Origin of the sequence: Lelliottia sp. 7254-16 (assembly GCF_002922995.1) — a bacterium.
Taxonomy (GTDB): Bacteria; Pseudomonadota; Gammaproteobacteria; order Enterobacterales; family Enterobacteriaceae; genus Enterobacter; species Enterobacter jeotgali.
This window is the reverse complement of the sequence record NZ_PQVS01000011.1, coordinates 111756-126334: the sequence shown is the minus strand read 5'-3', so window position 1 is coordinate 126334 and position 14579 is coordinate 111756. Positions and strand designations below refer to the sequence as shown.

The 14579-nt window shown below is 52.7% G+C and carries 14 protein-coding genes; 12 read left to right on the top strand and 2 right to left on the bottom strand.

What is annotated here, in order from left to right:
* Positions 1 to 66: 66 nt before the first annotated feature.
* The 4 genes from araG (at position 67) to otsA (ending at position 4946) form a co-directional block, all read left to right on the top strand.
* Positions 67 to 1581, top strand: coding sequence for an L-arabinose ABC transporter ATP-binding protein AraG (gene araG, locus C3708_RS15505; RefSeq protein ID WP_103949667.1), 1515 nt, complete (start codon positions 67 to 69; stop codon positions 1579 to 1581).
* 14 nt (positions 1582 to 1595) lie between these two features.
* Complete coding sequence (gene araH / locus C3708_RS15500; RefSeq protein WP_103946100.1) at positions 1596 to 2576, top strand: L-arabinose ABC transporter permease AraH; 981 nt, start codon at positions 1596 to 1598, stop codon at positions 2574 to 2576.
* Positions 2577 to 2740: 164 nt separating this feature from the next.
* Positions 2741 to 3547: a trehalose-phosphatase gene (gene otsB / locus C3708_RS15495; RefSeq protein WP_103949666.1), complete on the top strand. Its 807-nt coding sequence runs from the start codon at positions 2741 to 2743 to the stop codon at positions 3545 to 3547.
* Positions 3522 to 4946, top strand: a complete 1425-nt coding sequence (otsA, locus tag C3708_RS15490) for an alpha,alpha-trehalose-phosphate synthase (protein ID WP_103946229.1) — start codon at positions 3522 to 3524, stop codon at positions 4944 to 4946. Before otsB ends, otsA begins: the two co-directional genes overlap by 26 nt.
* Before the next feature lie 19 nt (positions 4947 to 4965).
* On the opposite strand, the gene uspC is transcribed toward otsA, so the two are convergent.
* Positions 4966 to 5391, bottom strand: coding sequence for a universal stress protein UspC (uspC, locus tag C3708_RS15485; protein ID WP_095282426.1), 426 nt, complete (start codon positions 5389 to 5391; stop codon positions 4966 to 4968).
* A 796-nt stretch (positions 5392 to 6187) separates the two neighbouring features.
* On the opposite strand from uspC, the gene flhD reads away from it, so the two are divergent.
* From flhD to cheW, 6 genes are all read left to right on the top strand, one after another.
* The gene (gene flhD, locus C3708_RS15480) at positions 6188 to 6538 is read left to right on the top strand and encodes a flagellar transcriptional regulator FlhD (RefSeq protein ID WP_095282425.1); all 351 of its coding nucleotides are present in this window, start codon (positions 6188 to 6190) and stop codon (positions 6536 to 6538) included.
* Between the two features lie 2 nt (positions 6539 to 6540).
* Positions 6541 to 7119, top strand: coding sequence for a flagellar transcriptional regulator FlhC (gene flhC, locus C3708_RS15475; protein WP_095284306.1), 579 nt, complete (start codon positions 6541 to 6543; stop codon positions 7117 to 7119).
* Positions 7120 to 7242: 123 nt separating this feature from the next.
* Positions 7243 to 8130, top strand: a complete 888-nt coding sequence (motA, locus tag C3708_RS15470; RefSeq protein ID WP_095282424.1) for a flagellar motor stator protein MotA — start codon at positions 7243 to 7245, stop codon at positions 8128 to 8130.
* Positions 8127 to 9056, top strand: a complete 930-nt coding sequence (motB, locus tag C3708_RS15465; RefSeq protein WP_095282423.1) for a flagellar motor protein MotB — start codon at positions 8127 to 8129, stop codon at positions 9054 to 9056. The genes motA and motB overlap by 4 nt, the downstream gene beginning before the upstream one ends.
* Before the next feature lie 4 nt (positions 9057 to 9060).
* Positions 9061 to 11100, top strand: coding sequence for a chemotaxis protein CheA (cheA, locus tag C3708_RS15460; protein WP_103949665.1), 2040 nt, complete (start codon positions 9061 to 9063; stop codon positions 11098 to 11100).
* A gap of 20 nt (positions 11101 to 11120) precedes the next feature.
* Positions 11121 to 11624, top strand: coding sequence for a chemotaxis protein CheW (gene cheW / locus C3708_RS15455; protein ID WP_095282421.1), 504 nt, complete (start codon positions 11121 to 11123; stop codon positions 11622 to 11624).
* Between the two features lie 128 nt (positions 11625 to 11752).
* On the opposite strand, the gene C3708_RS15450 is transcribed toward cheW, so the two are convergent.
* The gene (locus tag C3708_RS15450) at positions 11753 to 13012 is read right to left on the bottom strand and encodes a dicarboxylate/amino acid:cation symporter (protein WP_095282420.1); all 1260 of its coding nucleotides are present in this window, start codon (positions 13010 to 13012) and stop codon (positions 11753 to 11755) included.
* 433 nt (positions 13013 to 13445) lie between these two features.
* Here C3708_RS15450 and C3708_RS15445 point away from each other — a divergent pair, with 433 nt between their 5' ends.
* Together C3708_RS15445 and C3708_RS15440 are read left to right on the top strand one after the other, a co-directional pair.
* Complete coding sequence (locus C3708_RS15445) at positions 13446 to 14015, top strand: spore coat protein U domain-containing protein (RefSeq protein WP_095282419.1); 570 nt, start codon at positions 13446 to 13448, stop codon at positions 14013 to 14015.
* A gap of 14 nt (positions 14016 to 14029) precedes the next feature.
* On the top strand, positions 14030 to 14578 hold the full coding sequence (locus C3708_RS15440) for a spore coat U domain-containing protein (RefSeq protein ID WP_103949664.1): 549 nt from the start codon (positions 14030 to 14032) through the stop codon (positions 14576 to 14578).
* Position 14579: the final 1 nt, after the last annotated feature.

Genomic DNA, 14579 nt, shown 5'->3' with positions numbered 1-14579 from the left:
CTTGTTGTGATTGCGCCCCTCGCTGCTGAGGGGCCAGACGTACACTACTGGAATCACGGAGACGTTATGCAACAGTCTGACCCGTATCTCTCTTTTCGCGGCATCGGTAAAACCTTTCCCGGTGTAAACGCGCTGACCGATATCAGTTTTGACTGCTATCCCGGTCAGGTTCACGCCCTGATGGGGGAGAACGGCGCGGGGAAATCCACGCTGTTGAAAATCCTTAGCGGCAACTACGCCCCGACCACCGGCTCGCTTGTGTTGCGCGGTGAAGAGGTGGCGTTTGCCGATACCACAGCGGCGCTGAATGCCGGGGTCGCCATTATTTATCAGGAACTGCATCTGGTGCCTGAAATGACGGTGGCGGAAAATATCTATCTGGGGCAATTGCCTCACAAGAGCGGGATCGTCAATCGCTCGCTGCTCAATTACGAAGCCGGGCTGCAACTCCAGCACCTCGGGCTGGATATTGATCCACAAACACCGCTGAAATATCTGTCGATTGGTCAATGGCAGATGGTGGAAATCGCCAAGGCGCTGGCACGAAACGCCAAGATCATCGCCTTTGATGAGCCGACGAGCTCACTTTCTGCGCGAGAAATCGACAATCTGTTCCGTGTAATCCGCGAACTGCGCAAAGAAGGGCGGATCATTTTATACGTCTCGCACCGCATGGAAGAGATCTTCGCCCTGAGCGATGCGATAACGGTGTTCAAAGACGGACGCTACGTGCGCACCTTTACCGATATGCAGCAGGTGAATCACGACCAGCTGGTGCAGGCGATGGTGGGCCGTGAACTGGGGGATATCTACCACTGGCAGCCGCGACAATACGGCACGGAACGCCTGCGCCTGAACGGTGTAAAAGCACCTGGTGTGCGCACGCCAATCAGCCTGTCGGTGCGCAGCGGTGAAATTGTCGGCCTGTTCGGGCTGGTTGGCGCGGGGCGCAGCGAGCTGATGAAAGGGCTTTTTGGCGGGACGCGAATCTCCGAAGGGCAGGTCTATATCGACGGTCAGGCGGTGGATATTCAGAAACCGGCCCATGCCATTCGCGCGGGTTTAATGCTCTGCCCGGAGGACCGAAAAGCCGACGGGATCATTCCTGTCCATTCGGTGCGGGACAATATCAATATCTCCGCACGGCGCAAATTTATCCGTGCCGGATGCCTGATAAACGACGGCTGGGAAACGAGCAATGCCGATCACCACATTCGTGCGCTGAATATTAAAACCCCCGGTGCCGAGCAGCTGATCATGAACCTTTCTGGCGGGAATCAGCAAAAGGCGATTCTCGGGCGCTGGCTGTCGGAGGAGATGAAAGTCATTTTGCTCGATGAGCCGACGCGCGGCATCGATGTTGGGGCCAAGCACGAGATTTATAACGTCATCTATGCGCTGGCAAAACGCGGCGTGGCGGTATTGTTCGCCTCAAGCGATCTGCCCGAAGTGTTGGGCGTCGCTGACCGCATCATCGTGATGCGCGAAGGGGATATTGCCGGTGAGTTGTTACATGAACAGGCGAATGAACAACAGGCGTTGAGCCTCGCCATGCCTAAAGTTAGCCAGGCTGTCGCCTGAGCAAGGAGTCAATGATGTCCTCTGTTACTTCCTCCCGTGCGCCAAAGTCGGCTTTTAACCTTGGGCGTATCTGGGATCAATACGGGATGCTGGTGGTGTTTGCGGTCCTGTTTATTGGCTGTGCGATTTTTGTGCCGAACTTCGCCAGTTTTATCAATATGAAAGGGCTTGGGCTGGCAATTTCGATGTCGGGCATGGTCGCCTGCGGGATGCTGTTTTGCCTGGCTTCGGGTGATTTCGACCTTTCTGTCGCGTCGGTTATCGCCTGCGCTGGGGTGACGACGGCGGTGGTCATCAACATGACCGAAAGCCTGTGGATAGGCGTGTTAGCCGGTCTGATGCTCGGCGTGCTCAGCGGTCTGGTGAACGGTTTCGTTATTGCACGCCTGAAAATTAACGCCCTGATCACCACGCTTGCCACTATGCAGATTGTGCGCGGTCTGGCCTATATTATCTCTGACGGTAAAGCCGTAGGCATCGAAGACGAACGCTTCTTTACCCTCGGCTATGCCAACTGGCTGGGTCTGCCTGCACCTATCTGGCTGACGGTGGGGTGCCTGATCATCTTCGGTTTCCTGCTCAACAGAACCACGTTTGGCCGTAACACGCTGGCGATTGGTGGCAATGAAGAAGCGGCGCGTCTGGCGGGTGTTCCGGTGGTGCGCACCAAGATTATTATCTTTGTGCTCTCCGGGCTGGTGTCGGCGGCGGCGGGGATTATTCTGGCCTCACGTATGACCAGCGGTCAGCCGATGACCTCGATTGGTTATGAGCTGATTGTTATCTCGGCCTGCGTTTTGGGTGGCGTTTCGCTGAAAGGCGGCATCGGAAAAATCTCATATGTGGTCGCCGGTATATTGATTCTCGGTACCGTCGAGAATGCCATGAACCTGCTGAATATCTCCCCGTTCTCTCAGTACGTGGTTCGCGGCCTAATCCTGCTGGCAGCGGTGATCTTCGACCGTTACAAGCAAAAAGCGAAACGTACCGTATAAGGAAATTCGGGCGCAACTTTTAAGTCTAGTTCTACCTCCTTGCCGCCTGCCAGCTTTGCTGGTGGGCGGTTTGCTAAATGGCGAGCAGCGTCACACTGTCTATACTTACATGGCTACTGAGATGTTAAATGTCTTACATCTCGAAAACCGTAAGGAGGATAAGGGTGGCTGATTCGTTAACCGTACCGCCTGCACTAACCGGAGAATTTGCATTCTTTTTTGACCTCGACGGAACGCTCGCCGAGATCAAACCTCATCCCGACCAGGTGGTTTTACCCGCCGATATTCTCCGGGTGTTACACCAGCTCTCCGGGATGAGTCAGGGAGCACTGGCATTGATATCAGGGCGCTCAATGGCCGAGCTAGATGAGCTCGCCAGGCCTTACCGTTTTCCGCTTGCCGGTGTGCACGGAGCGGAGCGCCGCGACATCCATGACAACGCGCATATCGTCTCACTCCCTTCCACGCTCATTCAGACGCTCACGGCGCAGCTTACATCTGCGCTGGAACGTCTTCCGGGAACGGAACTGGAAGCCAAAGGGATGGCCTTTGCGCTGCACTACCGACAGGCTCCTCAGCATGAGGCTGCAATAACGGCGCTGGCAGAATCTGTCGTGGCAGCGAACCCGCAACTTGCCCTGCAGCCGGGTAAATGCGTGGTCGAAATCAAACCCAAAGGCATCAATAAAGGCGAGGCGATTAAAGCCTTTATGACCGAGGCACCGTTTGCGGGCAAAACGCCGGTATTTGTCGGTGACGATTTGACGGATGAGAGCGGGTTTAGCGTCGTCAATCAGGCCGGAGGGGTATCAATTAAAGTCGGGCAGGGTGAAACCTGCGCCGCATGGCGACTGGCGAACGTAGCCAGCGTCTGGGAATGGGTCACTGAAGTCGCTAACCAGCAACAACAAGAAAAAATAGCGCATAACAACAGGAGAAAACATGATGGGTCGCTTAGTCGTAGTCTCTAACCGAATTGCGCCACCGGACGATAAAAAATCCAGCGCGGGTGGTCTGGCGGTGGGGATTTTAGGTGCCTTAAAATCAGCGGGTGGGCTGTGGTTTGGCTGGAGCGGTGATGTCGGTAACGAGGATCAGCCGCTAAAAAAGGTGACGCAGGGGAATATCACCTGGGCATCGTTTAATCTTGGCGAAAAGGATTACGAAGAGTATTACTCGCAGTTTTCCAACGCCGTGCTGTGGCCCGCGTTTCACTATCGTCTGGACCTGGTCAAATTCCAGCGGGAATCGTTTGAAGGGTACATGCGCGTCAATGCGCTGCTGGCGGATAAACTGCTGCCTTTAATCGAGGAAGACGATATTTTATGGATCCACGATTATCACCTGATTCCGTTTGCCAGCGAGCTGCGCAAAAGGGGAGTGAATAACCGGATCGGCTTCTTCCTGCATATCCCGTTCCCGACGCCAGAAATCTTTAACGCCTTGCCGCCACACGAAGAACTGCTTGAAGGATTATGCGATTACGATTTGCTGGGATTCCAGACCGAAAATGACCGACTGGCGTTTCTGGATAGCGTTTCCGGTAAGACTCGCGTGACCACCCGCAGCGGCAAGTCCCACACCGCGTGGGGTAAAGCGTTCAATACGGAGGTGTATCCCATTGGTATTGAACCCGATGAGATAGCGACCGACGCCTCTGGCCCGTTACCGCCGAAGCTGGCACAGCTTAAAAGTGAGCTGAAAAACGTCAAAAATATCTTCTCCGTCGAACGTCTGGATTACTCCAAAGGGTTACCGGAGCGTTTCCTGGCCTACGAACGCCTGCTGGATAAATTCCCGCAGCATCACGGTAAAATTCGTTACACGCAGATTGCGCCGACATCCCGTGGAGAGGTGCAAGCTTATCAGGATATCCGCCATCAGTTAGAGACTGAAGCCGGGCGGATCAACGGGCGCTACGGCCAGCTTGGCTGGACGCCGCTTTACTATTTGAACCAACATTTTGACCGTAAGGTGTTGATGAAAGTGTTCCGCTATTCCGAAGTGGGACTGGTGACGCCCCTGCGTGATGGCATGAATCTGGTGGCAAAAGAGTATGTTGCCGCACAAGATCCGAAAGACCCAGGCGTGCTGGTGCTATCGCAGTTTGCCGGAGCAGCCAATGAACTGAGTTCAGCGCTGATCGTTAATCCCTATGACAGCGATGATGTGGCAAATGCGCTGGACAGGGCGCTAACCATGCCGCTGACAGAGCGTATTGCACGGCATGCTGAGATGATGAAGGTCATACGCGAAAACGATATTAACCACTGGCAGGAGCATTTTATTCGCGATCTTGAGCGGACAACTCCTCGAACCGTGGAGAGCAACCTGCAAAAAAAGGTCGCAACCTTCCCTAAACTCGCCTGAGTTCAGCCCCTCGGCGGCATCAGTTGCCGAGGGGAACCAGCAGTACGTCGACCAGACTTGAGCCTACAATCGCTTTGGCTGAACACGCGGCGCGTGAGAAAAAGCTGTGGTTGTGGTTGCCACAAATGACCAAGTCGACATGTTCTTTACGGCAAATATCGAGAATATGTGCGCTTAGCTCCCCCGTGGCGATAAAAGTCCGTGCGATAGGGTACTGGGCCTTTTCCTCCAGCTCCTGCAAAAACACCTGCGTTTCTTCCTGTAAAAGACCACGAATGTCTTCCAGCATAGGGGCTGCAAGCTGATTGTACATTTCCGGTTCGGTCGCCAGAGTAATCAGGCTAACCCGCGCATTAAGCGGACGGGCGATAGAAACTGCGCGTGCCACGAGCTGATGGCTTTCTGGCGTCACTGCAACGCAAACAAGAACATGAGAGTAACTCATCACTCACTCCTGTGATTGTCAGAGACTGATGGTTCATCACCATTAGCGCGATTCTTTGCGCTTCGCAAGAGGGCAATACGACATTGGTGTGACGCTTATCATAATTATTCATTAATTATTCTTATAAAACGAATAGTGTCATAACCCAACATAACCACGGAAATGTGCTACTTAACGTAAATACCACAATGTTAATAATTGGCCGACGAATCGTTTTAACCCGTTATCAACAAAATGGCGATCGTTACTCATTGAAACTAGTTAGTTTTATTTAACGACTAACATTATGTTTTTTATGGGTTTTTATTTTACCCCTTCTCAAGGGGCTTATTCTCTAATCCGCGCACAGAGAAGGGTTTTAAACCAAAAGAGCCGTATGCGGGGAATGTTCATCCCTCTGCATGAGTATTCGTTCATTCAGAATATAAAAGTGTACTCTTTGAGCAAAAAACAACCAACTTAGAAGTCATACTGATGGATTAATCTGAGTTTATGGCTTAAATTGTGTGACGTGGATCACATTTTTTTTAAATTTCGGGAGGGGCTGCATTGTATGTCTCAAAACTGACGAGTAGAGTTGCCTCGAATTAGGAAAAATCTTAGTTATTTGTAAGAATTGATAAAGCGCGTAGGAAAGGGATCATCATTTAAACATCGCGTGTTTTATCCAGTTTACCCCTTAATTCGACTATGCATTTTCGCCTTTTCTTTTTTTTTTACCGGGGTTTTCCCGGCGACATCACGGGGTGCGGTCTTACCGCATAAAAATAATAGTTGGTTATTCTGGATGGGAAAAATGCATACATCCGAGATGCTGAAACATGTCTATGACATTAATTTGTCATACTTATTACTTGCGCAGCGTTTGATTAGTCAGGACAAACCGTCCGCAATGTTCCGTCTGGGTATCAGCGAAGAGATGGCAACAACGCTCGGCGGATTAACCCTCCCTCAGATGGTCAAACTGGCAGAAACCAATCAGCTGGTTTGTCAGTTCCGCTTCGACAGTCATCAGACCATTACCCGTCTGACCCAGGATTCACGCGTTGACGATCTGCAACAGATCCACACCGGAATTTTGCTTTCCACCCGCCTTCTCACCGAAATCAGCCAGCCTGACGAAGTGGCCCGCAAGAAAAGGGCTTAATGATGAGCGAAAAAAGCATTGTTCAGGAAGCTCGCGACATTCAGTTGGCAATGGAACTGATCACGTTGGGTGCTCGCTTACAAATGCTGGAAAGCGAGACTCAACTGAGCCGCGGTCGTCTTATCAAATTGTACAAAGAATTGCGCGGCAGTCCGCCACCGAAAGGTATGCTGCCGTTTTCAACGGACTGGTTTATGACCTGGGAGCAAAACATCCATGCATCGATGTTTTGCAACGCCTGGCAATTTCTTCTGAAAACAGGTTTGTGTAGCGGCGTGGACGCCGTGATTAAAGCTTACAAACTCTACCTTGAACAATGTCCCCAGCCGGAAGAAGGGCCTTTACTGGCACTGACCCGCGCCTGGACTCTGGTGCGCTTTGTTGAGAGTGGTCTGTTGCAATTGTCGCGCTGTAACTGCTGTGACGGCAACTTTATCACCCATGCTCATCAGCCAGCTGGTAGCTTTGCCTGCAGTTTATGCCAGCCGCCATCCCGTGCGGTAAAAAGACGTAAACTTTCCCCGGAAGCTGCCGATATTATTCCACAACTGCTGGATGAACAGATCGAACAAGCTGTTTAACCCGAACTCGTGGGCAAGATTCCAGCAGCGGTAAGCAATTACCGCTGCTTTTTTTTACCCTGCGATCCGGTTATGCCTTCGAACTGGACGTCCTGCCATAGTCACTAGCGGAAGGATGATGTCGTGCTTATCTTATTAGGTTACCTGGTTGTTATCGGTACAGTTTTCGGCGGTTATATGATGACCGGCGGACACCTGGGAGCACTCTATCAACCGGCTGAACTGATTATCATCGGCGGCGCAGGGGTAGGTGCTTTTATCGTTGGTAACAACGGTAAATCAATCAAAGGGACGCTGAAGGCGCTCCCGTTGCTGTTTCGTCGTTCGAAATACACCAAAAGCATGTATATGGATTTGCTGGCGCTGCTCTATCGCTTAATGGCGAAATCGCGTCAACAAGGCATGTTCTCGCTGGAGCGTGATATTGAGAACCCGAAAGAGAGTGAAATTTTTGCCAGCTATCCACGTATTCTCGCCGACGCGATGATGCTGGATTTCATCGTCGATTATCTGCGACTGATTATCAGTGGCAACATGAACACCTTCGAAATCGAAGCGCTGATGGACGAAGAGATCGAAACGCACGAAAGCGAATCCGAAGTGCCGGCTAACGCCCTGGCGCTGGTGGGTGACTCCTTGCCCGCATTCGGTATCGTCGCGGCGGTAATGGGCGTGGTTCATGCCCTGGCGTCCGCCGATCGTCCAGCGGCTGAGTTGGGGGCGCTGATTGCCCACGCAATGGTGGGAACATTCCTCGGTATTCTTCTCGCTTACGGATTTATCTCTCCGCTGGCAAGCGTGCTGCGCCAGAAAAGTGCTGAAACTACCAAGATGATGCAGTGCGTGAAGATAACGTTGCTCTCTAACCTGAACGGTTATGCGCCGCCAATCGCGGTGGAATTCGGACGTAAAACTCTGTATTCGAGCGAGCGTCCGTCGTTCATCGAGCTTGAAGAACACGTGCGCGCCGTGAAAAACCCAAACCAACAGACGACGACTGAGGACGCATGAAAAATCAGTCCCATCCCATCGTCATAGTCAAAAAGCGCAAGCACAAAAGTCATGGTGGCGGCTCTCATGGCTCGTGGAAAATCGCTTATGCGGACTTTATGACCGCAATGATGGCGTTTTTCCTGGTGATGTGGCTGATCTCCATTTCCAGCCCGAAAGAGCTGATTCAGATTGCGGAGTATTTCAGAACACCGCTGGCGACGGCGGTCACGGGTGGACAGCGTATTTCTAACAGTGAAAGCGTGATCCCCGGCGGCGGTGATGACTACACCCAACAAAAGGGTGAAGTGAAACGAGAGCCCAATATCGACGAGCTTAAAAAACGCATGGAGCAAGCGCGGTTGAAAAAACTGCGTGGCGACCTCGATCAGCTCATCGAGGCGGACCCGAAACTGCGCGCGCTGCGTCCGCATTTAAAAATTGATCTGGTGCAGGAAGGATTACGTATCCAGATTATTGATAGCCAGAACCGCCCGATGTTCAAAACCGGCAGCGCGGAAGTCGAGCCTTACATGCGCGATATTCTGCGCGGTATTGCGCCGGTGCTGAACGGTATTCCTAATCGCATCAGCCTCTCTGGACATACGGATGATTTCCCGTATGCCAACGGCGAGAAGGGATACAGCAACTGGGAGCTTTCTGCCGATCGTGCCAACGCCTCGCGTCGCGAGCTGGTTATCGGTGGGCTTGATGAAGGCAAAGTCCTGCGCGTCGTCGGTATGGCCGCCACCATGCGCGTCACCGACCGTGGCCCGGACGATGCCATTAACCGTCGTATCAGTCTTTTAGTGCTCAATCAGCAGGCGGAGCAGACCATTCTGCACGAAAACGCCGAAAGCCAGAATGAGTCACTGGACGATTTAAAACAGCCAGGGGCAGTTCCTTCGGCTGCCGTTCCAACATCGCCACCAGCCAATCCGAGGTGATAGCGTGAGCATGGATATTAGCGATTTTTACCAGACGTTTTTTGATGAAGCCGACGAGTTGTTGGCGGACATGGAGCAGCATCTGCTGAATTTAGTGCCTGAGGCGCCAGATTCAGAACAGCTCAACGCCATTTTCCGTGCAGCACATTCCATTAAAGGTGGTGCCGGTACATTTGGTTTTACCGTTCTGCAGGAAACGACCCATTTAATGGAGAACCTGCTGGATGAAGCTCGTCGCGGTGAGATGCAGCTCAACACCGACATTATTAACCTGTTTTTGGAAACCAAAGATATTATGCAGGAACAGCTCGACGCCTATAAAAGCTCGCAAGAGCCAGATGCTGCAAGCTTTGAATACATCTGCAACGCTCTGCGCCAGTTAGCTCTGGAAGCGAAGGGCGAAGCGGCTGCACCTGCGGTCAGCGCGGCAAAATTGAGTGTGGTAGATGCACTGGCGTCAGAAGACGCGACCCCGCCAGCAGCCGAAGAAAAGCTGCGCGTGGTTCTCTCTCGTCTGAAAGAGAGTGAAGTCAATCTGCTGGAAGAAGAACTGGGCAATCTGGCGACGTTAAGCAATATCGTCAAAGGACCGGACAGCCTGGCTGCCACCATCGATGGTGGTATCGGTCAGGATGATATTGTCGCGGTACTGTGCTTCGTGATTGAAGCCGACCAGATTACCTTTGAAACCGAAGCGGCTGCCGTTGAAGCGCCTGCTGAAGTGGCCGAAGTCCTGGCCGCACCAGAAGCCAGCGCGCCAGCCGTTGTTGCCACAGCGCCTGCGCTGAAAGCCGTGCCAACTGAAACGGGCGCACCTAACCGCGCTGAGCGTGAAAAACCGGCCGCCCGTAGCAGCGAATCAACCAGTATCCGCGTCGCGGTAGAGAAGGTCGATCAGCTGATTAACCTGGTCGGCGAGCTGGTGATTACCCAGTCGATGCTGGCGCAACGTTCTAACGAACTGGACCCAGTGACGCACGGCGATCTGATTACCAGCATGGGGCAGTTACAACGTAACGCCCGTGACCTGCAAGAATCGGTGATGTCCATCCGTATGATGCCGATGGAATACGTGTTCAGCCGTTTCCCGCGCCTGGTTCGCGATTTGGCCAGCAAACTCAATAAACAAATTGAACTGACTCAGCTCGGGAGTTCTACCGAGCTGGATAAGAGCCTGATTGAGCGCATTATCGATCCGTTAACGCACCTGGTACGTAACAGCCTCGACCACGGTATCGAATCCCCGGAAAACCGTATTGCGGCGGGGAAATCCCCGGTCGGCAACCTGATTCTCTCCGCAGAACATCAGGGCGGGAACATCTGCATCGAAGTAACTGATGACGGCGCGGGTCTGAATCGTGAACGTATTCTGGCGAAAGCGCTTTCGCAAGGCATGTCGGTTAACGAAAACATGACCGACGAAGAAGTGGGAATGCTGATCTTCGCGCCTGGTTTCTCGACGGCAGAGCAGGTGACTGACGTGTCCGGGCGTGGCGTGGGCATGGACGTGGTGAAACGTAACATCCAGGAGATGGGCGGCCACGTTGAGATCAAATCTAAGCAAGGTTCGGGTACTACGATTCGGATTCTACTCCCGCTGACGCTGGCAATCCTTGACGGGATGTCGGTCAAAGTCGCGGGTGAAGTGTTTATTCTGCCGCTGAATGCGGTGATGGAATCCCTGCAGCCGCGTGATGAAGATTTGCATCCGCTGGCAGGCGGTGAACGCGTGCTCGAAGTGCGTGGTGAATATCTGCCGCTGGTGGAATTGTGGAAAGTGTTTGAAGTCGACGGGGCGAAAACCGAAGCGACTCAGGGCATCGTGGTTATTCTGCAAAGCGCGGGTCGCCGCTATGCGCTGCTGGTCGATCAGCTGATTGGTCAGCACCAGGTGGTGGTGAAAAACCTCGAAAGCAACTACCGCAAAGTGCCGGGAATTTCAGCTGCCACCATCCTTGGCGATGGCAGCGTCGCACTGATCGTCGATGTGTCGGCGCTTCAGGGTTTAAATCGTGAACAACGTGTGGCGTACACAGCCGCCTGATTAGTTAAGAAGGTAAAAACATGACCGGTATGAGTAATGTAACGAAACTGGCCGGCGAGCCATCAGGGCAGGAATTCCTGGTTTTCACTTTAGGCGATGAAGAGTACGGCATCGATATTCTTAAAGTGCAGGAGATTCGCGGCTACGATCAGGTGACTCGCATTGCCAACACGCCTTCCTTCATTAAAGGTGTGACCAACCTGCGTGGAGTAATTGTCCCTATCGTCGACCTGCGCGTGAAATTCAGCCAGGGTGACGTGGAGTATAATGACAACACCGTGGTGATCGTCCTGAATCTGGGCCAGCGCGTGGTGGGTATTGTGGTCGATGGCGTGTCTGACGTGCTGTCCCTGACCGCCGACCAGATCCGTCCGGCTCCGGAATTCGCTGTGACCCTGTCGACCGAATACCTGACCGGCCTCGGCGCACTCGGCGACCGTATGCTGATTCTGGTGAATATCGAAAAACTGCTGAACAGCGACGAAATGGCCCTGCTGGATATCGCGGCAAGCCACGTGGCGTAAGGTTAGTGATGTTAAAAGGAAGGCATCAGCCTTCCTTTTTTTTGCCCGGCGGCGCTGCGCTTGCACGGGCCTACGGAAATCACGTTGTAGGCCGGGTAAGCGTCAGCGCTACCCGGCTTTTTTACGTCTTACGCTTCCTGCTGCACCAGCTCCGGCTCTTCTTCCAGCAGTCCCTCATTTTGTGCCAGCATCGCGGTTGCAATGCCGTTGCCCAGCACGTTAATCGCGGAACGGCCCATATCGAGGAAATGATCGATCCCCATCAGCAGCAAAATACCCGCCACTGGAATATGGAAGCTCGGAATGGTTGCAGCTAACACCACAAGCGCCGAGCGTGGTACGCCGGCGATGCCTTTCGAGGCCAGCATCAGTGTCAGCATCAGAACCGTCACTTCGGCAAAACTCAGATGGATATTATAAGCCTGGGCGATAAACATCGACGCAAAAGAGCAATACACCATTGAGCCTACCAGGTTAAAGGAATAACCGATTGGCAAAACGAATGACACGATATTGCGTGAGCAGCCAAAGCGGGTGAGTTGTTCCAGCGTTTTCGGGTACGCCGCTTCCGAACTACTGGTTGTAAACGCCACCAGAACCGGATCTTTTAGCATGCTGACCAGGCGGAAGACCTCTTTTTTCAGCACCATATAGCCCACAGCCAGCAGCACCAGACAGGTGAGCAGAATGGCTACGTAATATCCGCCAATAAATGACGCGTAGTTAAGCAAAATACCCAGCCCCTGCGTCGCAATAACCGATGAGATCGCCGCGAAAATAGCCAGTGGCGCAACGTACATTACGTATCCCGTCACTTTCAGCATGATGTGAGACACCACATCCAGCGCCGCAACGAGCGGAGCGTTGAATTTCTCGCCGAGAGACGCGCCGCCAATGCCGAAGAACATTGAGAAGACCACGATCTGCAGAATTTCGTTATTCGCCATCGCGCCGACAATACTGGTCGGGATGGTGTGCGACAGGAATCCCTTTAATGACATGCCGCTGACGGCCAGCCCTGTATCAACAGATTCAACCGGGATCGCCAGATTCAGGCCCGCGCCGGGTTGTTCCAGCGTGACGATAAATAAGCCCACCAGAATAGACAGCACTGAGGAACTGATAAACCACACCATGGCTTTGCCGCCGACGCGACCAATGGTGGACGTTTCGCCGAGTTTCATGATGCCCACCGTCAGTGTGCTAAACACCAGCGGAGCGATAACCATTTTGATCAGTCGGAGGAAAATATCGGTGAGGAGTGTGATGTTGTCTGCCCAGGTCGCGATAGCGTCGGGTGACGCGTACTCGTGAATGACTGCCCCTGAAAGAATACCCGCCAGCATGAAAATCACGATGAACAGCGTGAGTTTGTTTGCACTTGCCACGAAAAAAGACCCTCTGTTATGCGCCTAAGTTTTCATCAGTGCGCTGAGTCATATAATTTTTTAATTTCAGCGCGCCAATGCATTCATCGCATAAATTGAAGTAAAGCGTATGGAGATACAACAATTTTTTAAGTTTTATTAAATTTGTTGTTCATAATGACGCGATATATTGTGACGCTAATCACATTATGATGAATATATCCTCTGTTTAGGGGGCGTTAAGCATGTTTTAAAAAACATAACTCATTGTTTTAAAAATGAATAACAGAGCAATACGGCAAAAGTATGAGTCAAAACAGCCTAAGTGGTTGAACCCTGATCCATAAACTAAATTCTCAATAAGCGCTGATTGGGAATGTTTAGTGGTGCTAACAGATTGAGTGGTATCAATAAAATACGAAAATGAAGGGCAACATTTACTGGAGGGCTGTAAATGAAAAATAAACTCCTTCTGATCTGTACGGGCAGTATGCTGGCGTTAGCGGCGCATCAGGCGATGGCGGTGACCAGCAGCGGGACCATCGGCGCGACGTTGACCTTAACCAACGGTTGCCTGATCAACGGCTCTCCGACGCAAAACGGTATTAACTTCGGTAGCCTCGACTTCGGGACGCATCCCGCCACCTTCTCGACCCTCACCACCCAGCTAGCGGGTGCCAGCGGGGGCAACACTTTCACCATTCAGTGTACGACCGCCAGCTATACGGTAGCGATTACCGGGAATACCAACTCCACTGCGCCGGGCACCGTTGTCGGTACACCAGGCACGCCAGCCCGCTATCTGGTCAACACCGCTAACACCGCACAGGGCGTGGCCTATAGCCTGTTTAGCGACAGCGGATTTAACAACATAGTCGCCAATAACGCACCGCTTCCGGTGGCCTCCACCGCAGGCGGCGTCGACAGTTACACCTTGTATGGCCGAATTACTGGGGGCGGCAACAGCGTGACTGTGGTTCCAGGAACCTATACGGACACCATTAACGTTAGCGTGACCTACTAGCCTAAGCGCCAGAAATGACCATTGCTTTTGCACGTCTGCGTAAAATCGCAGAGGGAAAACTGCGCCTTTTTTTTGCACTCATCGTTGGCGTATGGCCTGCGGGAATGGCGCATGCGGTCACCTCGCAGTCATTTCAGGTATCCGCGACGATCACCCCTGGTTGCTCGGTGACGACGGGCACGGGCGGGGTGCTTGGATCGCTGAATTTTGGTAGCCGCTCAGGCGTGGCGACAGGGCAGGTGAATACCAGTTTTGTGCCCAACGGATCGTTATCTATCGCCTGCACGCCGAATGTTGCGCTGAGCATGAGCATCGATGGAGGACAACATTACGCTTCGGTGCGCCGTATGCAGCGCGCCAGCGGCACCGAAATGGTGGCATACCGCCTGTACAGCAGCAGTTCGCTGGCAGCAAACAGTGAGATCGGGGTCAATCAGGCTGTGCCGGTGACCTATACCAACAGCAATAACATTGCGCTACCGCTCTTTGGTGTGGCGCTGTTGACGGGGTTTAGCCCCGCCGGAACGTATTCAGATCAACTCACCGTGACCTTGTCATGGTGAA

Bases quoted from the DNA above. Each gene is read 5' to 3' on its own strand.
- araG (WP_103949667.1), top strand. From the start codon at position 67: ATGCAACAGTCTGACCCGTATCTCTCTTTTCGCGGCATCGGTAAAACC.
- araH (WP_103946100.1), top strand. From the start codon at position 1,596: ATGTCCTCTGTTACTTCCTCCCGTGCGCCAAAGTCGGCTTTTAACCTT.
- otsA (WP_103946229.1), top strand. From the start codon at position 3,522: ATGGGTCGCTTAGTCGTAGTCTCTAACCGAATTGCGCCACCGGACGAT.
- uspC (WP_095282426.1), bottom strand. From the start codon at position 5,391: ATGAGTTACTCTCATGTTCTTGTTTGCGTTGCAGTGACGCCAGAAAGC.
- flhD (WP_095282425.1), top strand. From the start codon at position 6,188: ATGCATACATCCGAGATGCTGAAACATGTCTATGACATTAATTTGTCA.
- flhC (WP_095284306.1), top strand. From the start codon at position 6,541: ATGAGCGAAAAAAGCATTGTTCAGGAAGCTCGCGACATTCAGTTGGCA.
- motB (WP_095282423.1), top strand. From the start codon at position 8,127: ATGAAAAATCAGTCCCATCCCATCGTCATAGTCAAAAAGCGCAAGCAC.
- cheW (WP_095282421.1), top strand. From the start codon at position 11,121: ATGACCGGTATGAGTAATGTAACGAAACTGGCCGGCGAGCCATCAGGG.
- C3708_RS15445 (WP_095282419.1), top strand. From the start codon at position 13,446: ATGAAAAATAAACTCCTTCTGATCTGTACGGGCAGTATGCTGGCGTTA.
- C3708_RS15440 (WP_103949664.1), top strand. From the start codon at position 14,030: ATGACCATTGCTTTTGCACGTCTGCGTAAAATCGCAGAGGGAAAACTG.